Raw genomic sequence first — 18,273 nt, 5'->3', positions numbered from 1 at the left:
CTTAACCTCCCGCTTCAACGCTAGAAGGTTGCGTGCGCATGGCATGCTCCTGACTAGCGTGGTTATTAGTGTCGTGGCCAGAGACGGCCGCTTGATGGGTGGTATGGGCGTTATCGCCATCGGCAGAATCAGCATGGTCGCTGCTTACTTGATGGTCGCCGCCCATATCGTGCTCACCGCCAGTGTGGAAGCTGTTCAAAATGCTTTCGTACAGCGCTGGCGAGATGGCCGAGAAGTACTCCACTGGGTGCGATTCACTAGGTTCTGCCAATGCTTCGTAGCCTTCGGGGTAGGTCAGCGTTTCGGAGGCATCGCGCACGGTTTCAACCCAGTCATCAAACTCACCGGGGGTGGTTACCTTGGCTTCAAAGGTCATGCCGGAGAAACCCGCGCCACTGTAGTTGGTAGAGCGACCTGGGTAGCTGCCCATTTCATCGGCAATCAGATGCACATCGTTATCCATGCCCGCCATGGCGTAGATCTGGCTGCCAAGATGGGGAATGAAAAAGGCGTTCATCACTGAGCCGGAACTGACCCGAAAACGGACCGGGGTATCCACCGGGAAGGCCACTTCATTAACACTGGCCACGCCCTGCTCGGGGTAGATAAATAGCCATTTCCAATCCAGTGCTACCGCCTGAATCTCGATCGGCGCTACGTCGCTTTCCAGCGGTTTGTGCGGGTCAAGGCTATGGGAGGTTTTGTAGGTTAACAGCGCAAGCACCGCGATAATCGCGCAGGGAACGATCCAGATCACTGCTTCAATCGCGTTAGAGTGCGCCCAATCAGGCAGGTATTTCGCCACGCTATTGCTACGCCGATAGCGCCAGCCAAACAGCAGCGTCATGGCAATGACAGGAATAACCACAATCAACATCAGGCCAAAGGAGGTCAGAATCAGCGAGCGCTGTTCAGCGCCAACCTGGCCTTTCGGGTCTAGCAGCGCTGAACTACAGCCTGCTAGAAACAGACAAAGCGCAAGGAGCACTAGTGTGCCTCGCCTGCGCCATAGTGAGCGTCGTTGCATGGTGTGATCTCGTTAGAGGTTTAAAAACAAGTCGTTCAATAAACATTAGCCTTCTATATAGCAAGCTAAATAGCAGACTAACAATCACTCCATACTCTTCCCAAAACATGCTCATACGAGCACAGGAACATGCGTCGTGCACTGAGCGTCACTGCTCCGGGAAAAATATGCGCCGCCACGTGGGAATAGCGGCGGGTCTTGCTCGCCTAGGCTTTAAAAGCGACAGCAGGTAAGACGAAAGTATTTTCTATTGATCGAGATCACGAAAGAAGTGGCGCATTGCCGCACCCAAGCTATTGACGGGTATAGGCAAACGAAAAATTTCTACGCAACGCTTACCACTGGCACCTCGCGGCCATTCCCCTCTAGCAGTTGCGGCGCGCCCTCTTCGTCAGTCACCACCACATCAAAATCATCCAGCGCAGCAAAATAAGCCGGACGCACCACGCCAAACTTGCTGGCATCGACGACGAGTAAGCGCTGCATCGCCGTAGCAATGGCCGCCTGTTTAGGCGCCACTTCATGGAAGTGGAAACAGCTCACCCCCCGTTCCGGATCCACCCCTGCCGCTGAAATCAGCGCTTTATTGATACCTAAGCGCTCAATCGCCGCAGCCATGTTGTCGCTGCCAAAGGATTGCGAAGCGGCATAAAACAATCCGCCCAATAACACCAGGCGCACGTTGGGCAAGGCAGCCACGGCATTGGCAACGTTAAGTGCATAGGTCACCACCGTTAGCTCACGAAAATGACTTAGCTGGCTCAATAGGGGGATCAGCGTCGAGCCACAGTCAATAAACAGCGTATCGCCCTCTTCAATAAACGCGAGTGCTCGCTGGCAGAGGCGATACTTTGCCTGGTAGTGGCTCGCCTGCTGCTCGGTTAAATCGTAAATCGGTGTGACACCGGGGTAATTCGCCATCACCAAGCGCCCGCCCAGCAGGCTCATCGCTGTGGGCTGGGTGGTGAGATCGCGGCGAATAGTCATTTCAGACACATCGCAAAGCTCTGCAGCATCGCGCAGATGAAGAGTGCCGCCACTGGCAAGCGCTTCCTGAAGTTTGGCAAGGCGCTGAGCGCTGCGGCCATTCATGGTGGGCATCTCCTTAAAAACCCCTCTTGTTGTGATTAGCGCAACATAAGCCTTCATGTTGCCTCTTGTTTCGTTTCTATGCTGAGCGAGCAGCGACGGAATTTCCACTGCGACAACGACCATTAACGCTATTCATGCTGCTTACGATAGTTATATGACATTTAAATAGCGTTGATGTGACAACACTTGCAAATCAACGTTAGAAAAATAACACTAAATGTTATAATTTTAACATTCACGCCAGCCCGCACGACTATAACCACGGATAGCCACACTCAAATGGCTCCGCGACAACCCCCGTTGAGGCTTACATGACTGCTCGAAAACACACTCGCTCTTCATCGCTTGTCACCCTTAGTGCTGGCGCCTTACTGACAAGTACCGCCCTCGTCACTCCCGCATTGGCAGATGACGCTCAGCCCCACCCGCTTGACCGGCTGTGGTCGTTTGCCAATGTCTCGGTCAACTATCTCGATTGGTCGAACGGCACCGAAGCACGCACCGCCTCTAACGCGGCGAAAAGCGACTTTATGTTTCTCGAAATTGAAGGCGGCGCTGGCTTTAGCTGGGGCGAGTTTTACGGTTTCTTTGATTTCGAGAACCCCACCAACGATCAATTCGATGCGTCGAGCGGCGGTCAAGATAACTTCCGTACCGCGGGCAAAATAACCTCGCACATCTATCTGGGCGATAGCCCGTTGTCGATCTATGCCCACCTTTACGACTTCCGTGATTACGGTTTTGAAAGCCGCGAGCAGGATCAGATTCTAGGCTTGGGCTACCGTACTACCTTCGATAACGGCCTATGGTTCAAACCGTTTATCGGTGCTGCGCGGGTGCAAAGCAACAGCTACAGCGGGATGAACGGCTTTATGGCTGGTTGGGTCGCGGGTTATGATTTTGCCGCGCTCGACCAGAACTTCAGCGTGACTAACTGGCACGAGCAGACCTTTGGCCGTGACGATGAGTACCTGGAACAGAACTATGTGGGCGAAAAAGCAGGCAGTGTGGGCACCAACGGAGCACTGAGCCTGTGGTGACATCCAAGCGACTTGATCACCACCGGTATTCAGTACCGCTACTCTGACAATAAATTGGGCACGCCCAATAATTATCAGAATGCGATGATCTACTCCGTCAAGCTCAACTTACTATAAGCGCGGCACGTTCGCGCAGACTCGAAGGATCCCCTTATGACACTCCTTATGAGCTTGGTGGGTATGGTCACCCTGGTGGCCATTGCCCTGATTTTCTCTTACGACCGTAAGTCTATTCGGCTACGTACAGTGCTGGGCGCCTTTGCGATTCAAGCGGGCATTGGGGCATTTGTCCTTTATGTGCCTTTCGGTCAGGCGGTGCTGCAAGCCATCTCTTCTGGCGTTAGCCAAATTTTGGTGTACGCCAACGATGGTATCGGCTTTCTGTTTGGTGGTTTAGCGGACGTAGAAAACGTCGGCTTTGTGTTTGCCATCAAGGTTCTGCCGGTCATTATCTTCTTCTCTTCTCTCATCGCCGTGCTGTACTACATCGGCATTATGCAGTGGGTAATCCGCATCCTGGGTGGCGCTCTGCAAAAAGCCCTGGGCACTTCACGTACCGAATCGCTCTCCGCGACCGCGAATATCTTCGTTGGCCAAACTGAAGCACCGCTAGTGGTGCGTCCGTTTATCGCCCGCATGACGCCTTCACAGCTGTTTGCCGTTATGTGTGGCGGCTTGGCGTCAGTGGCGGGTTCGGTGTTGGCGGGTTATGCAGCGCTGGGTATTCCCATGGAGTACCTGGTAGCGGCTTCCTTTATGGCGGCGCCGGGCGGGCTGTTGTTTGCCAAGCTGATCATGCCGGAAACTCAAGATGTGTCCGATAGCGACAGCGTTTCCAAGGTAGAAGAAGAGATTGAAGCCCAGGAAGATAAGCCCGCCAACGTGTTGGATGCGGCGGCCTCCGGCGCTACATCGGGTTTGATGCTGGCTGCCAATGTGGGCGCGATGCTGCTCGCGTTCATTGGTTTGATCGCGTTGATCAATGGCATGCTCGGCGGCGTTGGTGGCTGGGTGGGCTTTGAATCGCTGAGCCTGGAGCTAATCTTGGGCTGGCTGTTCGCCCCGCTGGCGTTCCTTTTAGGTGTACCCTGGGAAGAAGCTACCCTGGCCGGCTCGTTCATCGGTCAAAAACTGGTGGTCAACGAATTTGTCGCCTATATCAATCTAGCGCCCTACATTGATGGGGAACAGGTGGTGGCGGCGACGGGTCAGATGATGACACCGCACACCATGGCGATTCTCTCTTTCGCACTGTGTGGCTTTGCTAACCTCTCCTCCATTGCGATTTTGCTGGGTGGCCTGGGCAGCATTGCACCGACGCGCCGTAAAGAGATTGCTCGCTTTGGTGTTAAAGCCGTCTTGGCCGGTACACTATCCAACTTAATGTCGGCCTCGATTGCTGGCTTCTTTATCGCCCTAAGTAACGCCACTGCTTAATGCAGCGGGCTTACTGAAGGTGACGGGCACTGCGGCTTTATCCGCAGTGCCCGTTTTTATCTTTTACTGATTTGTGAGAACTCCATGACTGCGACAGCCTCCCCCCATATTGTCCAAGCCGCCCGCCAAGCACTTACCCTCATGGATCTGACGAGCCTGAACGATAGCGACACTGACAGCACCATTGAAGCACTTTGTCAGCAAGTAAAAACGCCCTTTGGCACGCCTGCGGCAGTGTGTGTCTTTCCCCAGTTTATTGTCACGGCCCAGCGTGCATTGACCGCTCACACCCTTAACGACCAAGTGAAGATCGCCACGGTCACCAATTTCCCCGACGGCGGCGACGACATCATGGGTGCTGCCCGTGAAACGCGCGATGCGGTTGCCTCTGGTGCCCATGAAGTCGATGTCGTCTTCCCCTACCGCACCCTGATGGCGGGCGATGAAGAGACTGGCCTCGAGCTCGTTGAGATGTGCAAAGCCGCCTGCGCCGGCCAAGCACTGCTCAAAGTGATCATTGAGTCCGGCGAACTCAAAGACCCTGCGCTGATCAAACGCGCCAGCGAACTCGCCATTGAAGGCGGCGCGGATTTCATTAAAACGTCGACCGGTAAAGTGCCCGTCAACGCAACGCTGGAAGCCGCCGAGATCATGCTCAAAGCCATCAAGGCCAGTGGCAAAGACGTTGGCTTTAAAGCAGCCGGTGGCGTTAAAACCGCCGAAGACGCAGCGGAATATCTGGCCCTTGCCAATGACATTATGGGCCCGGCCTGGGTGACGCCTGCGCACTTCCGCTTCGGCGCATCCAGCCTGCTGGGCAACCTGCTGGATACGTTGACCGGTAGCACCAGCGCAGCACCCCAAGGCCAAGGAGGTTACTAATGTCTGCCAACACAACCCAACACGCCTTGCTCCCCCAGGAGCTGATTCGCCTTAAGCGAGATAACCAGCCGCTGCCTGCGGAAGAGATCAAAGCGTTTGTACAGGGCATTGCCGATGATCGCATCAGCGATGCCCAGATTGGCGCCTTTACCATGGCAGTGTTTCTCAACGGCATGAGCCGTGAAGAAGTGGTTGCGCTGACCACCGCTACCCGCGACTCCGGCCACGTGATGCAGTGGCGCGACCTCAACCTGCCCGGCCCGATCGTGGATAAGCACTCCACCGGCGGCGTGGGCGACTTGGTTTCACTGGTACTCGGCCCCTGGGTCGCTGCCTGCGGTGCCTTTGTGCCGATGATTTCCGGACGTGGCTTAGGTCACACCGGCGGCACCCTGGACAAGCTCGAATCGATCCCCGGCTACGATCCCTACCCCGCTCCTGAGCGCTTTCGTGAAGTGGTGAAATCCACTGGCGTGGCGATCATCGGCCAAACCGGTGATTTGGCACCTGCCGACAAGCGCATCTACGGCGTGCGTGACGTGACCGCCACCGTAGAATCGATTCCGCTGATTACCGCCTCCATCTTGGGCAAAAAGCTAGCCTCCGGGCTGGACGCGCTGGTAATGGATGTAAAAGTTGGCAGCGGCGCCTTTATGCCCACGCCGGAAAAATCCCGCGAGTTGGCCAAAAGCATCGCCAATGTGGCCACCCAGGCGGGCACGCCCACCACGGCGCTACTCACCGATATGAGCCAGCCGCTAGCGCCCTGCGCCGGTAACGCCGTTGAAATCGTCGAGACCTTGGACCTGCTGCGCGGTGATCGCTCCAACAGCCGCGTGATGCAAGTCACCCGCGAGCTGGCGGTGGAAATGCTGATGGCAGGCAAACTCGCAGGCTCGCGTGAAGACGCGCTGACGCAGCTCGAGAAGGCGCTAACCTCCGGCGCCGCCGCTGAAGTGTTTGCCCGTATGGTGCGCGAACTGGGTGGCCCCAGCGACTTTATGGAGCGCTCAGAGCACTACCTGGCCAAGGCCGAGGTAATCAAACCGGTGTATGCCGAGCAATCGGGGATCGTACAACGCATCGATACCCGCGCCGTGGGCATGAGCGTGGTGGAACTGGGCGGTGGCCGCCTGCGTAACGACGCCAGCGTCGATCACAGCGTTGGTTTCACCGATATCGTCGAGATCGGCGACAGCGTAGACAGCCAACGCCCCATTGCCATGGTACACGCCCGCAATGAAACCGCCGCCGAGCGCGCCGCCCAGCAGCTACGCGCGGCGTTTACGATTGGCGAAGGGGCGGTCAGCGCCGATACGTTGCTACAAGACACTTTCCGTGGAGAAGCCTCATGAGCCGCGCGATTTTATTGGTACTCGATTCGTTTGGGATTGGCGCCGCCCCGGACGCCGCCACCTTCGGTGACGAGGGTGCGGATACGCTGGGCCATATCGCCGCCGCCTGCGCTCGTGGCGAAGCCGATAACGCCAACCGTTCAGGTCCGCTCAAGCTGCCCAACATGGCCAAGCTGGGGCTATTTCACGCCCACCGCGACGCCACGGGCAACGTGGCCGAAGGCGTCACGCTGCCGGAGAGTTTGGAAGGCGCTTACGCCCACGCCAAAGAGACCTCCAGCGGCAAAGACACTCCCTCCGGCCACTGGGAAATCGCCGGTGTCCCGGTCCGCTTTGACTGGGGCTACTTTCTGGATAAAACCGACAGTTTCCCTCTTGAGCTGCTCGACGCCATCGTTCAGGAAGCTGACCTCACTGGCGTGATTGGCAACTGCCACGCTTCCGGCACCGAGATCATTGCCCGCCTGGGTGAAGAGCACATCGCCACCGACAAGCCGATTGTTTATACCTCGGCGGATTCGGTGTTTCAGATCGCTGCCCACGAAGAGCATTTCGGCCTGGAGCGGCTTTATAAGCTGTGCGAAACCGTCCGCGAGCTGCTGGAGCCATACAACATCGGCCGGGTGATCGCGCGCCCGTTTATCGGCGAAGACAGCAACACCTTCGCCCGCACCGGCAACCGTCGCGACTACAGCGTCGAGCCGCCCTCGCCCACCGTGCTGCAAAAGCTCGATGATGCCGGTGGCGAAGTGGTCTCGATTGGCAAAATTGCCGATATCTACGCCCACTGCGGCATTACCCACAAGGTAAAAGCCAGCGGGCACGACGCGCTGATGGACGCGACGCTCAACGAGATCGCGCGCACCAGCCAACGCGAAGAAGGCGAACGCGCCATGATCATGACCAACTTTGTCGATTTTGACTCGGTCTATGGCCACCGCCGGGACGTGCCGGGCTACGCCGCCGCGCTGGAAGATTTCGATGCCAAGCTGCCTAAGCTGCTGGCGGCGCTAAACGAAGACGATCTACTGATTCTGACGGCTGACCACGGCTGCGATCCGAGCTGGCACGGCACCGAACACACCCGCGAGTACATTCCGATTCTAGTACACGGTCCCGGCTTCACCCCCGGCCCGCTGGGCGAGCGCGGCACCTTTGCCGATATTGGCCAAACCCTGGCTGACTTTTTCCTGCTTCCGGCCATGGCCGATGGCAAAAGCTTTCTTCCTGAAGCCGCTTAAGGATAAGTGGTAAACCACTAGCACAAGATCAGAATCAACCCGTAGCGGGGGTCTTTCGCCATGGATGGCGAAAGTAGCGCCCAGGGAAGGGTTCACAGCGCCCCCGCCTAGGGTTTATTCGGATCGTTAAATTATTGATATGGGAGCGTTACATGGCTACACCACATATTAATGCAGAGATGGGCGATTTCGCTGATACCATTCTGATGCCCGGCGACCCGCTGCGCGCCAAATACATCGCCGATACCTACCTGGAGAACGTTCGCCAGGTCAACGATGTGCGCAATATGTTCGGCTACACCGGCACCTACAAGGGCCGCGAGATCTCCGTGATGGGCCACGGCATGGGTATTCCCTCGGTCTCCATCTATGCCAAAGAGCTGATCACCGACTATGGCGTTAAATCACTGATTCGGGTGGGCTCCTGCGGCGCGGTACGCGACGACGTCAACGTGCGCGATGTGGTCATCGGCATGGGCGCCAGCACCGACTCCAAGGTCAATCGCATGCGCTTTAACGATCACGACTTCGCTGCGATTGCGGATTTTGAACTGACCCAGCACGCGGTCGCGGCCGCCAAGGCCAAGAACGTGCCGGTCAAAGTGGGCAACATCTTCTCAGCGGATCTGTTCTACAACCCGCAAACCGACATGGCTGAAATGCTCAAGCGCTACGGCATTGTCGGCGTCGAGATGGAAGCTGCTGGCCTTTACGGCGTCGCCGCCGAGTTCGGCGCCCGCGCCATGACCATCTGCACCGTGTCGGATCACATCCTGAAAGGCGATTCGCTCTCCAGCGCCGATCGTCAAACCACCTTCGACGACATGATGCTGATTGCACTCGACACCGTGTTGCGCGACGACGCTGCCCGCGCCTAGAACGTTAAAGCGAGAACGTTGAAAAGAGCGCGTAGAAGCGGCCAAAAGGAAAAATGATGGAACAGGTATCAGAAGAGCACGTATCAGAAGAGATAGTTCAAACGCTGTTGAGCGCGCGGGCTAACGCCTACGTGCCTTACTCAGCTCACCCGGTGGCGTCAGTCATGGTCACCCCTGATGGTCAGCAGTTTGCGGGCACTAACGTGGAAGTGGCGCACTACAAAGGCCTATGCGCCGAGGCCTCGGCCATTTCCGCCATGATCACTGCCGGGCAACGCCAGTTGGCGACGGTCTACGTGATGGGCCCAGGTGACCACCTCTGCACACCCTGCGGCGACTGTCGTCAGCGGATTCGCGAATTCGCGACGCCAGAAACCCAAATCAAGGTACTTTCCGGCAGCGGTGAATTGATGAAAACCTACACCATGGAAACGCTGCTGCCCGACGCCTTTGGGCCCGAGCAGTTACCGCCGCGTTAAGCCAGTCCCTTCAGCAATCAAAACCAGCCCCACGCGGGCTGGTTTTGTGCTTTTATTGCTCGTACTCTTAGCAGCCACTGTATATTTTTGATGAAGTGTGCCGATGAGCGCACCGCCCTTATTTGGAGAACGCCATGGCTGGTTTACTTCCCAACGTCGACCCCGACGGCTTGCTGGAATACTCAGTGGTCTACACCGACCGCTCGCTGAACCATATGTCGCAGCAATTTCAATCTGTGATGCGCGATATATCGGCCACGCTAAAAGAGGTCTACAACGCTCACTCGGCCGTCATCGTTCCCGGTAGCGGGACCTTTGGGATGGAAGCGGTGGCGCGTCAGTTTGCCGTTGATCAGAAAACCCTGGTGATTCGCAACGGCTGGTTCAGCTACCGTTGGACGCAGATCATTGAAATGGGCCGTTTAACCGATCAGCACACAGTGCTAAAAGCACGGCGTCTTAACGCCGATGACTCGCGCTCGCCATTTCAGCCGGTACCCATCGATGAAGCCGTCGCACAGATTCGTCGCGAAAAACCAGCGGTGGTCTTCGCCCCACAGGTAGAAACCTCGGCAGGACTGTTGCTTCCGGACGCGTATATTCAAGCACTCGCCGAGGCGACCCACGAGGTAGGCGGCCTGTTCGTGTTAGACGCCATTGCCGCTGGCACGCTATGGGTGGATATGCAGGCATTAGGCATTGATGTGGTGGTAAGTGCGCCGCAAAAAGGCTGGAGCGGTTCGCCCTGCTGCGCCATGGTGATGCTCTCCGAGCGGGCTACGCAGCGCTTGAGCGAGACCCAGAGCAACAGCTTTGCCTGCGACCTGGGCAAGTGGCACAGCATCATGCAAGCCTATGAAAACGGCGGGCATGCTTATCATGCCACTATGCCCACGGACGCCTTGCGACAGCTGCGCGATATCATGCAGGAAACCCGCGCCTACGGCTTTGCCAAGGTAAAAGAGGAGCAGCAAGCCATTGGCCGTGAAGTCCGTGCCATGCTCAAGCGCCACGGTTTTGTCAGCGTGGCTGCGGAAGGCTTTGAGGCGCCGGGTGTGGTGGTCTGCTACAGCGAGGATAGCGGCTTGGTAGGCAAACTTGCCCAGGCGGGCGTGCAGGTAGCAGGCGGCGTACCATTGATGTGCGATGAAGGTGATAACTTCCAAACTTTCCGCATTGGCCTGTTTGGTCTAGATAAGTTGCACCACACAGAGCGCAGCGTGGATAGCCTGGAAAAGGCAATCAAGGCAGTCATATAAGCTGAAAAATGCCCGCTATAAAATAGCGGGCACTGATGCAGGCTAGAAACGAATTAGGTAACGATTAAATATATCCCACGCCGCGCGGCATCATCCCTAGATGGTTTTCGACGCGAGTTACCCCAGCCACATTTTCTGCTGCGACCGTTACCGCCTGCTTCTGCTCAAGCGATTCGACCAGCCCCCAGATTTCCACCACGCCGCCATCCACAATCACGCTAATGCCTGCGGTTTGCACGCCGGTGTTGTGTTCCACCTCATCCAGTATGGCCTCGCGGATGTGTCGATCGTCCGAGGGTGACTGGGTCGGCGCTACCGCCGCATTGGCAATACCTTGCAGCAGATTGGCGCGGCTGACGATCCCCACCAACTTACCTTCACGCACGACGGGTACACGTTTGATGTGGTGCTTTTCCAGCATTCGCGCAATGGTATGCAGTGGCGTGTTCTCTTCCACGGTCAGTGGGTCTGGCGTCATCACTTCGTGGGCTTTACGACCATGCATTTTGACATAGTCGCCAGCATCCTTGCCGCCCGTAAATAGCGATAACCACCATGAGTGACCGTGGTCACTGTCATCTTTTACCCGGCGCATCAAATCGCCTTCGCTGACAATACCGATCACCCGGTGATCGCCATCGACGACAGGAACGGCGCTGATACGATGCTTAAGCAGCAATTGCGCGATGTCACGCACTTCCGTATCGGGTCCCACACTCACCACTTTGGGTGTCATGATATCAATAGCTTGCATGGCGCTTCTCCTTGCGTTCAACCTTTAAAGACTGAGCCGCAGCTGCAGGTCACCCTGCCTTCTCTTTGAGCCTAGTTCGCTCCTGGAAATTTGCCTATGCTGGCTGGCTATCTAAAAGAACGCATTGAGACTAATTTGATCTAGCGCAGCTTTATGCTTGCTTGCCTGTTGGTGTGTTCGCCTCTGTGGCGCTACTCTCTTCCACTTTCTCCACATCAACAATGCCTGAGCGACTTACCACGACTTTCCAGCGGGCAAGGTAGGGCGTATCTTCACTGCCCGTTTCACGAATCACCAGATTAAACAGGTGGCGGCGTTCGACGCTTTCACGCACTGCCTGGCCATCTTTAAGCCGATAGATGTGGTGCTTCCCTTTACTCATTAGCCGCGTGAGCATGGAAATATCCAAATTCAGTGTTTCGCGCGTATGCTCGTAGCCGCTTAAAAAGCGCGTGGGTGACATACGTGAACTTGAGCGGTAGTGCAGCACTACCTCTTCCCGCTGGGCCACCTTGCGACGGCGCAATTGTTGGATGTCATCACTCAGCGAAGCGAAGCGCTTGTAGTCAAACCACTCCAGCTGGCGACCGACCACGGCATTTCGCGTGGGGTCTAGATACTGGCGGCGCCACTTAGGACGGCCTTTGCGCAGCAAGCGCCAAAGGGTATTGCGCAAATCATCCTTAAAAACTTCACGCATGGCGTAGAGCAGCGCCATGGCTAACACGAATAGCGCAGAAAGATCCCCTAACGCGCTACGTAACTGCAGCACACCTAACGTCACAAACCCCATTACCACCGCCGTGGCCAGGGCTTTGACCGCTTTCTGCTCGCCGCCGCCAAGCTCCAATGCCTCTTGTTTCAGCGTAATCGGATGTTCAATCAAACGCCGCAGTAGGCGCATTTTGTTCGACATGCGCGTCGGGTCCGCCATTACTCGTTCGGCGTTGTATTGCTGTTCGCGGCGATGTTCGCCCTCCCGGTGGCACACGCTGATAAAGCGTCGACGAATCTCAGTAAACTCACCACCACGGGGCATATGCGCCACTAACGCCAGTAACTGCTGTTCGGTAAACCAGGAGAGGTAATTATCAATATTGGCGAAGTATTTTTTGAAGCTTTCGTCATCCGGCTGATTGCGCCGCAGGCGCTTGAGGATTCCGTCACTCAAGTCAATCATTTCATGCAGTTGGTCACGTAAGGCAACCGCACTTTCTTGCTCCTCGCTGGTCTCTTCCCGCTGTTGCTGGCGGGTATGACGTAACTTTTTGGCGCTTACTAACATCGCTTGCGTGGTGCGCTCCATCGCTTCCACGTATTGGTAGGCGTAGAGGCTCAAACTCAGCCGGTACGAGTCACTCCCCAGGCGATTACGACTGGCCAACCGGCTGTGCACCAGCGGCAGCAGGTATTCGTCACTGTAGTAAGTGCGCGATACATGAATGGCGGCATGATAAAAAGCCTCCTCTGAGATAAGCTGAGTACTTAACCCCAGCTCGCCAGGCACAAAAAGATAGACGTCGAGGTTATGCGACGTCTCTTCCTTGAGCCGACGAGTAAGACGCAGCTGAAAGCTGTTTTTACGCTCAACGTTGATCAACCCACCAATCTCCTACTCCTTTGCCTAACGTGATGATATACCATGGCTAAAATAATCATGGCGCTGCACAAGATCACTGCCGCCTCTTCATCTGTGGAGCTAGGAAATGTCCATTGCCCGTTTTTCACCCTTTGAGCTGCTGTTACTAAAGAGCCGCAGCCAAGTGGATACGGCAACCCTGCTGCTGTTGGCTTGGGTGCTGGTGCACCGCCAACACGTTTCTGAAGGTCAGCGCCGTCGTCGCCTGGCCCAGGTAACCGCACAGTTTCGCCACGGGCATGAGCTGGGCCCGGTCATGAGTATTGCGCATAGCCAAGACTTGCAAGCGATCCAGTTAGCCGCCGAGGTCGTGCGCAAAGAGTGCGGTAAAGAGCGCAGCCTAAGCGTTATTCACCAAGCGATTACGGTTGCCACCGATGATGGCGAGCTGTCGCTTGCCAACCACTATATATTACGCTTTTTTGCGGACTTACTAAGCGTTGCCCCCACCACCTTAAACACCCTATTTAAGGAACTGACGGGCACACCGCTGGCCAGCCCTGAAGACCCTAGTCGTGATACTTATTGGCAAACCCACGATCCAGATTACCATGCCCGCAAAGCACGCGATGCCGCAGCGGCCGAGCAGCAGCAACAACAGGCCAATGCACGAGCAGAACAGCAGCAGAGAGAGAAAGAACAACGCCATCATCAGAAGCAGCAAAAACAGCAAGAAAAGCAACAAGAGAAGCAGCGGCGTCAAGAGGAAGCCCGCCAGGCGCGGGAACAAGCACAGCAGCGTCAGCAGGAACAGGAGCGCCAACGCCAGCGCGAGCAAGCCGAGCGGGAGCAGCAACGCTCACGACAGCAAGACTCGCAACAGCAACGCAGTTCTTACCAGGAGGAGCGACGCAATAACCACTCACGCCAGCAGCGCGCTTCACCACCGCCTCCCGATCGCACCACACGGGCGCTTTCCATTCTGGGGCTTAATCCCGGCGCTACGCGCATAGAGGTTCGGCACGCTTATCGGCGTATGGCACAATTACACCACCCAGACCGCTACTATTCAGAAAGCGAACAACAGGTTGCATTGGCCTCGGCACGCTTTCAACGTATCAAAAACGCCTATGATTATTTGATGCAAACTTACTGAGACCATGCAACGCTAGCCTAAGAGAAACCATAGCCCCCTATGCGCGATTTGTACCAGCGCCTCGCGATCCCCCCCGAGGCTAATGAACAAGCGATCCAACACGCCGTGGCGAGTTGCCAGCATAGCGCGCTGCGCCAAGATGCCGAGGCGGTATTTAGCGTTGCTGAGCGCCGCGAAGCCTACGATACGCTGCACGACACTGTAAGCGATATTGGCAAGTTACGCGCACGCCTGGGACTCAGCCACGGCGCCCACTGGCAAGGCGATGTAGCTAATGACTTTTCGCTGCCTCCCGATCATGCGATCTCGCGTCACGACGAACTGGTTGACCGCGTTAGCCACGCGGTCTCTTTGTATAACCGTTGGCGCCGCTTACGCGGGCCGTGGTTACTCATCGCCGTGTTCGCCGCCGGTGCTGGCATAGGTATCGGCCTGGGGCTTGCCTTGTGCTGGGGACTTTTGCCGGTGTGAGGCGGCGCGATTAGTCGTCTCATCGTATTTGCGCGCCTGCTCATCGCGCCGTATTTCTGCCTTGGTCGGGCGGGATGCCGGCTTCGGTGGTGCGGGTTTCTTATGATCGTCTGTGTCTGTTTCGCTTTCTTGCTCAGTATCTGACTCACCCTGGTCACTTTCTGGTGCGTCATTGTCCAGCGAAAACGACGTGCCCGCGGTCGCCTCCATGCGGTCTTCTGAGCGCGATTCCATACTGATGCTGAGACGCGGCACGCCCAGGTCGATCTCTTGAGCTTCCATGCGCTGTTTGAGCAGCAGATTAAAGGCCCGCGAAACATCCCACTGCATCTCTGGCGCGGTGCGAAAACGCATACGCAGGATGGGGCAGCCATCTTCAAACCCCTGAACCCCCTGCATCTCCAGTGGTGACCAGATGTAGTGACGCATCATCGGGTCACGGCGCAGCTCCTGCGCGGTTTCCTGCATCAGCGTAATGGCATCGTCGATTTTCATATCAAACGGAATACGGATACGCATCAGCGCAATGCCGAACTGCCGAGACATATTATGAATCGACTCAATGCGGCTAAAGGTGATGATATGCACGATCCCGTCCAGGTCACGAAGGCGAACCGTGCGCAGCGTCAGCCCCTCGACCGTGCCCATGTGGTTATTGATCTGCACAAAGTCATCTACCGCCAGGGAATCTTCGATCAAAATAAAGATGCCGGTGATTAGATCCTGCACTAATGTTTGGGCACCAAAACCAATCGCCAGACCAATCACACCAGCACCGGCTAACAGCGGTGTCACGTTGACACCCAGGTTCGCCAACCCGGCGATGACGGCAATAATCAAGATAGTCACGAAGATGACGTTGCGAATCATCGGCGTGATGGTTTGCGCCCGGGCTTGATTGACTCGCCGCCCGCGTGAACGCGCTGACGAGGTAAGCGCCCGCTGAATGGCGGTATCGGCAAAAATCCACACCAGCCACGCCAACAGCACCGTGGCGCCAAGACTGACCAGCGCTTGCCCAATGCGGGCGCTAGCGACTGCTTGCTGGCCCAGGCCAAAGAATGAACTGCCCCACACTTGCATTGAGAGCTCGGCAAACACCATCCATGCAAAGATATGGGCAAGAACAAAGCCGAAACGCTCTAAGCGTTTGCGGTATTGGCTCTGACGATGACGGTGACGGCGCTTGCCCATCCGCTCCGCTTGGCGGCGCAGCAGCCCGGTCACTACCAGCGTCAGTACCAGCAGGCTGGCAGAGATAATTGAGCGCGCCAGCGCAGTGCCGACATCGCCAACGGTAATAAAAATCGCCAGCAGCGAACCACTCACCAGGAGTAGCGCGGGAATGTGCCATAGCCCGCCCAGCGAGCGGATCATCTCAACCGCAGTGCTGGCGTCACGGCGTTGTTTGAACGGTCGGTTGCAAATCAAATGACGCACTGGGCGTTTGAATTTAAGAATAAACCGCGCTGAAAGCAGCGCCGCCAGCATATTGGAAAGCACCGAGACCAGGCTCGATAGTTCGCTGCCCAACAGCTCGACCAAGCGGGTGGAATTAGCCGCATCGCCAAGCGCAATCAACGCGCCAATCACAAACATACCGCGCAGGGCATGCTGCTGAAGCAGTTGAACCGCCGTAAACCGATGGCCGCGGCTAAAGAAGGCGATGACCGTTTCAAACACCACCGACAGCGCCCGCCCGCATAGGCAGATATAGGCCACCACGAGCACCAGCGTCCGCCCAGGACTATCAGGTAATACTTGGCCAATCCCGAGTGTAATCGCAAACGCCAACGCCCAGGGCAGCATACGGCGCAAGAAGTGCACCGCCATTAGCCAGGCTTTGGGGTCCCGTGGCAGATCCAGCGGCCACTCTCGGCGGGTAGCGACCATGCGCCCAAAAGCAATCATTACCACCAGCAGCCCGATCCAAACCAGAGCCAGGACAGCTCCTTCAGCAACCGCACGAATGGCTTCGCCTTGGTCGGCACCATCGTTCAGGGCGCGTAAATCGTCCGCCCCCTGAACCAGCTGACGTGCCCACTGGTCAACCGGCGAGTCGCCTGCCTGCGCCTGGTCGCCAAGGTCGCTTAGCGTATCGGCCAGGGCCCCCAGCAGCCCTTGGCGCACCACGCCCTCGTCTTCGGTGGCAGCATCTGCGGTTACCTGCAGCTCGCGCAGCGACGTGAGCAGCTCAGTGCGCTGCTCCTCGTTTTCAAGCATGGTGATGACATCAGTTAACGAGGCCTGGAACTCTTCGCCGCTGACCTCAACTTCCTGTTCCTCAGAGCCACCGCCCAAACCAGGTATTGACACCACTTGCGCCTGGGCCTGAGTGATTGCCATGCTCGTCAGTGCTAGGCTCGCCAATACAAACAAGACAACGCCTATTACCGCGCTAATTAACCAGTGCTGTCGCACGCCTTACTCCTGAATATTAATCTGAATGGCGTCCTGCTTACCGTTTACCGCCGCTTTAGTTTATAGCCCTTAGGAATGCACTCAGCCTCAACGCGTGACTATGATAGGCTGGATGCTTAAACGTTCACCTCAAGGATGCCGAGATGACGCTACAAGCTCCACCTAACCGCTTAAACAGTCATGGGAATATCCGGCAGGTTGGCGTCGAAATTGAATTTGCTGGCCTGCCACCCCGAGACACGGCGATGATCGTACGCGAACTGTTTGGCGGGGAGCTTAACGTGGTAAGCCCTCATCGGCTACTAGTAGAGAATACCCGCTGGGGCGAATTTGGCATTGAACTCGACACTCAATACGCTCACCCTGACAAAGCCCTACTTGAAGACCCTCACGCTCAAGACAGCGAGTGGGCGCGCCACCAGCACCAACGACGAATCCAGTTCCATCAAAAAACCCGCGAACTGATTGGTGATATGGTCACTGGCCTAGTGCCTACCGAAATTGTTTGCCCACCGGTGCCCTGGAATGAACTTGAAGATTTAGACGCGCTGTTTGAAGCACTGCGAGAGCATGGCGCAAAGGGCACCGATGCTAGCTTGATGTATGGGTTCGGGTTGCATCTAAACCCTGAAGTAGAGCGCTTTGATGCCGACTATTTGCTTGCCATGCTGCGCGCGTATTTATTACTTGCCGGATGGCTGCGCGATGAAATTAAAGTCGATATTACCCGTGAGGTGCTGCCTCATGCCAACCCCTTTCACAAAGCATACGCGCTAAAGGTCCTGGATAGCCGCTACTCACCTGATCTGGATACCTTGATTGACGACTACCTGCATCATAATCCAACGCGCAACCGTGAGCTGGATATGTTGCCACTATTTGCTTATCTGCGCCCTGACCATGGCCATGAGTTGCTGCATGCTCAGCTCACGAAACCACGCCCCACTTTTCACTACCGCTTACCCAACGCCCAACTTTCCCAACCGGGTTGGGGCTCGGCAATGGAGTGGAACCGCTGGGTGGAAGTTGAGAAACTTGCCGCTAACTCGGAGGCGCTGCTCGCTCGCTGCGCTGAGTATATTACCGAACATAACCGACCGATGCTGACCCGCGTAAAAGAGAAACTGGGCCGCTGGCTGCGTCGTGAGCACTAATTTTTTAATGTTTCATTTTCAACTTCACATTTTTCAACTTTATTTCTT

At 56.4% G+C, this 18,273-nt stretch carries 15 protein-coding genes and 1 pseudogene; 11 read left to right on the top strand and 5 right to left on the bottom strand.

The window, feature by feature from the left end; genetic code table 11:
- Position 1 precedes the first annotated feature (1 nt).
- Both cyoA and V8L71_RS02830 read right to left on the bottom strand, forming a co-directional pair.
- Entirely contained in the window at positions 2-1,027 is a 1,026-nt protein-coding gene (gene cyoA, locus V8L71_RS02835) for a ubiquinol oxidase subunit II (RefSeq protein ID WP_336273143.1), read from the bottom strand.
- A gap of 324 nt (positions 1,028-1,351) precedes the next feature.
- On the bottom strand, positions 1,352-2,119 hold the full coding sequence (locus V8L71_RS02830; RefSeq protein ID WP_336273142.1) for a DeoR family transcriptional regulator: 768 nt from the start codon (positions 2,117-2,119) through the stop codon (positions 1,352-1,354).
- A gap of 311 nt (positions 2,120-2,430) precedes the next feature.
- Between V8L71_RS02830 and V8L71_RS02825 the strand changes: the two are divergent.
- The 8 genes and pseudogenes from V8L71_RS02825 to V8L71_RS02790 all read left to right on the top strand — a co-directional run bounded on the left by V8L71_RS02825 (position 2,431) and on the right by V8L71_RS02790 (position 10,690).
- Positions 2,431-3,276 (top strand): annotated as a pseudogene (locus tag V8L71_RS02825) (outer membrane protein OmpK).
- A 36-nt stretch (positions 3,277-3,312) separates the two neighbouring features.
- Positions 3,313-4,596, top strand: a complete 1,284-nt coding sequence (locus V8L71_RS02820; RefSeq protein WP_336273141.1) for a NupC/NupG family nucleoside CNT transporter — start codon at positions 3,313-3,315, stop codon at positions 4,594-4,596.
- Positions 4,597-4,680: 84 nt separating this feature from the next.
- Positions 4,681-5,478 (top strand): deoxyribose-phosphate aldolase, encoded by a 798-nt coding sequence (deoC, locus tag V8L71_RS02815; RefSeq protein WP_336273140.1) that lies wholly within the window; start codon positions 4,681-4,683, stop codon positions 5,476-5,478.
- A complete protein-coding gene (gene deoA, locus V8L71_RS02810) occupies positions 5,478-6,833 on the top strand; it encodes a thymidine phosphorylase (protein WP_336273139.1) in 1,356 nt (451 codons plus the stop codon). The genes deoC and deoA overlap by 1 nt, the downstream gene beginning before the upstream one ends.
- The gene (locus V8L71_RS02805) at positions 6,830-8,074 is read left to right on the top strand and encodes a phosphopentomutase (protein WP_336273138.1); all 1,245 of its coding nucleotides are present in this window, start codon (positions 6,830-6,832) and stop codon (positions 8,072-8,074) included. Before deoA ends, V8L71_RS02805 begins: the two co-directional genes overlap by 4 nt.
- A gap of 152 nt (positions 8,075-8,226) precedes the next feature.
- Positions 8,227-8,952 carry a purine-nucleoside phosphorylase gene (gene deoD / locus V8L71_RS02800; protein WP_336273137.1) on the top strand — a complete coding sequence of 242 codons (726 nt, stop codon included), beginning with the start codon at positions 8,227-8,229 and terminating at the stop codon, positions 8,950-8,952.
- 56 nt (positions 8,953-9,008) lie between these two features.
- Positions 9,009-9,431, top strand: coding sequence for a cytidine deaminase (gene cdd, locus V8L71_RS02795; protein ID WP_431313161.1), 423 nt, complete (start codon positions 9,009-9,011; stop codon positions 9,429-9,431).
- Positions 9,432-9,565: 134 nt separating this feature from the next.
- Positions 9,566-10,690, top strand: coding sequence for an aminotransferase class V-fold PLP-dependent enzyme (locus tag V8L71_RS02790; RefSeq protein ID WP_336273136.1), 1,125 nt, complete (start codon positions 9,566-9,568; stop codon positions 10,688-10,690).
- 64 nt (positions 10,691-10,754) lie between these two features.
- Here V8L71_RS02790 and V8L71_RS02785 read toward each other — a convergent pair whose 3' ends face one another.
- The gene (locus V8L71_RS02785; protein WP_336273135.1) at positions 10,755-11,444 is read right to left on the bottom strand and encodes a CBS domain-containing protein; all 690 of its coding nucleotides are present in this window, start codon (positions 11,442-11,444) and stop codon (positions 10,755-10,757) included.
- 151 nt (positions 11,445-11,595) lie between these two features.
- Complete coding sequence (locus V8L71_RS02780; protein WP_101145891.1) at positions 11,596-13,044, bottom strand: hypothetical protein; 1,449 nt, start codon at positions 13,042-13,044, stop codon at positions 11,596-11,598.
- Positions 13,045-13,150: 106 nt separating this feature from the next.
- Between V8L71_RS02780 and V8L71_RS02775 the strand changes: the two genes are divergently transcribed.
- Together V8L71_RS02775 and V8L71_RS02770 are read left to right on the top strand one after the other, a co-directional pair.
- Entirely contained in the window at positions 13,151-14,179 is a 1,029-nt protein-coding gene (locus V8L71_RS02775; protein ID WP_101145890.1) for a J domain-containing protein, read from the top strand.
- Between the two features lie 39 nt (positions 14,180-14,218).
- Positions 14,219-14,650 (top strand): hypothetical protein, encoded by a 432-nt coding sequence (locus V8L71_RS02770; RefSeq protein WP_336268630.1) that lies wholly within the window; start codon positions 14,219-14,221, stop codon positions 14,648-14,650.
- On the opposite strand, the gene V8L71_RS02765 is transcribed toward V8L71_RS02770, so the two are convergent.
- Positions 14,567-17,071 (bottom strand): mechanosensitive ion channel domain-containing protein, encoded by a 2,505-nt coding sequence (locus V8L71_RS02765; protein ID WP_336273134.1) that lies wholly within the window; start codon positions 17,069-17,071, stop codon positions 14,567-14,569. The genes V8L71_RS02770 and V8L71_RS02765 overlap by 84 nt on opposite strands.
- A gap of 143 nt (positions 17,072-17,214) precedes the next feature.
- Here V8L71_RS02765 and V8L71_RS02760 point away from each other — a divergent pair, with 143 nt between their 5' ends.
- Positions 17,215-18,225 carry an amidoligase family protein gene (locus V8L71_RS02760; RefSeq protein WP_336273133.1) on the top strand — a complete coding sequence of 337 codons (1,011 nt, stop codon included), beginning with the start codon at positions 17,215-17,217 and terminating at the stop codon, positions 18,223-18,225.
- Positions 18,226-18,273: the final 48 nt, after the last annotated feature.

Origin of the sequence: Vreelandella indica (assembly GCF_037070225.1) — a bacterium.
In the GTDB taxonomy this organism is placed as follows: domain Bacteria; phylum Pseudomonadota; class Gammaproteobacteria; order Pseudomonadales; family Halomonadaceae; genus Vreelandella; species Vreelandella arctica.
The sequence above is the reverse complement of the archived record's forward strand: the minus strand, read 5'-3'. Positions and strand labels throughout refer to the sequence as shown.

What these genes read in the sequence shown, in the direction of transcription:
- cyoA (WP_336273143.1), bottom strand. Translation starts at nt 1,027, where the DNA reads ATGCAACGACGCTCACTATGGCGCAGGCGAGGCACACTAGTGCTCCTT.
- V8L71_RS02830 (WP_336273142.1), bottom strand. Translation starts at nt 2,119, where the DNA reads ATGAATGGCCGCAGCGCTCAGCGCCTTGCCAAACTTCAGGAAGCGCTT.
- V8L71_RS02820 (WP_336273141.1), top strand. Translation starts at nt 3,313, where the DNA reads ATGACACTCCTTATGAGCTTGGTGGGTATGGTCACCCTGGTGGCCATT.
- deoC (WP_336273140.1), top strand. Translation starts at nt 4,681, where the DNA reads ATGACTGCGACAGCCTCCCCCCATATTGTCCAAGCCGCCCGCCAAGCA.
- deoA (WP_336273139.1), top strand. Translation starts at nt 5,478, where the DNA reads ATGTCTGCCAACACAACCCAACACGCCTTGCTCCCCCAGGAGCTGATT.
- V8L71_RS02805 (WP_336273138.1), top strand. Translation starts at nt 6,830, where the DNA reads ATGAGCCGCGCGATTTTATTGGTACTCGATTCGTTTGGGATTGGCGCC.
- deoD (WP_336273137.1), top strand. Translation starts at nt 8,227, where the DNA reads ATGGCTACACCACATATTAATGCAGAGATGGGCGATTTCGCTGATACC.
- cdd (WP_431313161.1), top strand. Translation starts at nt 9,009, where the DNA reads ATGGAACAGGTATCAGAAGAGCACGTATCAGAAGAGATAGTTCAAACG.
- V8L71_RS02790 (WP_336273136.1), top strand. Translation starts at nt 9,566, where the DNA reads ATGGCTGGTTTACTTCCCAACGTCGACCCCGACGGCTTGCTGGAATAC.
- V8L71_RS02785 (WP_336273135.1), bottom strand. Translation starts at nt 11,444, where the DNA reads ATGCAAGCTATTGATATCATGACACCCAAAGTGGTGAGTGTGGGACCC.
- V8L71_RS02775 (WP_101145890.1), top strand. Translation starts at nt 13,151, where the DNA reads ATGTCCATTGCCCGTTTTTCACCCTTTGAGCTGCTGTTACTAAAGAGC.
- V8L71_RS02770 (WP_336268630.1), top strand. Translation starts at nt 14,219, where the DNA reads ATGCGCGATTTGTACCAGCGCCTCGCGATCCCCCCCGAGGCTAATGAA.
- V8L71_RS02760 (WP_336273133.1), top strand. Translation starts at nt 17,215, where the DNA reads ATGACGCTACAAGCTCCACCTAACCGCTTAAACAGTCATGGGAATATC.